Origin of the sequence: Rothia sp. HMSC064F07 (assembly GCF_001837265.1) — a bacterium.
Classification (GTDB): domain Bacteria; phylum Actinomycetota; class Actinomycetes; order Actinomycetales; family Micrococcaceae; genus Rothia; species Rothia mucilaginosa.
The window spans coordinates 57,852-58,306 of sequence record NZ_KV831928.1 but is presented as its reverse complement, the minus strand read 5'-3'; the positions used below and the strand labels follow the sequence as shown (position 1 = coordinate 58,306).

1 CRISPR repeat array is annotated in these 455 nt (G+C 57.1%).

What is annotated here, in order from left to right:
• Position 1: 1 nt before the first annotated feature.
• Positions 2 to 455: a CRISPR direct-repeat array (repeat unit 24 nt; unit sequence CCGCCTTCGGGTGGGGACTTTCAT).

Here is a 455-nt window from a genome sequence, read left to right as displayed (position 1 = left end):
CCCGCCTTCGGGTGGGGACTTTCATTGAGGCGTGAACTGCACCGACTTTGCACTGTGGCGTTTGAAATTTCCCCGCCTTCGGGTGGGGACTTTCATTGAGGCGACACACAGGACTGCACGTCAATTCTTGGACTTCCGGATTTCCCCGCCTTCGGGTGGGGACTTTCATTGAGGCCCCGCTGATTTTCCCGGCGTTCGCGCTTGGTGTCGCATTTCCCCGCCTTCGGGTGGGGACTTTCATTGAGGCGCCGAGCTTCGGCCTTATTCTGACTAAACGAATTATTTCCCCGCCTTCGGGTGGGGACTTTCATTGAGGCTCCCGCCGTGTAGCTAGGGAAAAAGCCCTAGATGCGATTTCCCCGCCTTCGGGTGGGGACTTTCATTGAGGCCCGCCGGTGAGCCCATTCTGATATGATGGTCTCAATATTTCCCCGCCTTCGGGTGGGGACTTTCAT